This window comes from Brucella pseudintermedia, from assembly GCF_008932435.1.
Classification (GTDB): domain Bacteria; phylum Pseudomonadota; class Alphaproteobacteria; order Rhizobiales; family Rhizobiaceae; genus Brucella; species Brucella pseudintermedia.
Genome location: NZ_WBWE01000039.1, coordinates 1 through 826 on the forward strand (window position 1 = coordinate 1; position 826 = coordinate 826).

Below are 826 nucleotides of genomic sequence, written 5' to 3' on the forward strand. Positions count from 1 at the left end.
AGTTAAAAATGGGTCTGGGCATTCTGATTTGGCTGAAGGACAACCTGTCCCCATCCCCTTTTGAAAAAGTCACCCCGAAGCGCTCCTTCTTCTGGATGTGAAGATACTCGCCCGCTTTCTCGTTTCAACATCGAATGCACTCTCCCAACCTTTCTGGTGCCTCTATGAGGGAGCTCTGTTGCAGAAAAGACACGAAATTGCCCGTTTCTAAATTGGATATTCAGACTTTATTAACAGAAGTAAATTCGAATTAACCGGTCTTAACGCTTGAAAACATGCAACATTAGGCATCGGACCCGCTCCGGTTAAGCGAATCCGCGACTGCCCTCGTTTCAGGTGGAAAATATGCCTGACTATCGCCATCGTTTGCCACATTGGCCTAAACTAGGGCGAATCCTTCTTCCTTCTGCGCATCCGCAAAACAGCACCCTTGTCCCTGATGAAGGCTCTGATTCCACGTCTCATTCCGGAGCGTGCATATATAAAGTGCGATAATTCGCAGGAAATTTTACCAGTTGGCGCGCAATTCGCTTGAAATGACAAAGCGTACCGGCTATCTCGCCCTTACTGGAGAGGTGGCCGAGTGGTCGAAGGCGCTCCCCTGCTAAGGGAGTAGACCTCATAAGGGTCTCGTGGGTTCGAATCCCATCCTCTCCGCCAGTTGCTTCACGCACATTTCCTCACAGATTTTGATCATTGACTGACGTACGGCGTGCGATTCTGCCTGTTTGCGCGCCAGCTTCCGATTTCGTGACTTTTTGCATCGTGAACCCGCGAAAAAAGCAAATAATTGAAATAATTATACTATTTCTGAAATCTCCGATTC

Annotated in this window: 1 tRNA gene; it reads left to right on the forward strand. The window is 48.2% G+C overall.

The window, feature by feature from the left end:
* Positions 1–569: 569 nt before the first annotated feature.
* Positions 570–660 (forward strand) — tRNA-Ser (locus F9K78_RS21785).
* Positions 661–826: the final 166 nt, after the last annotated feature.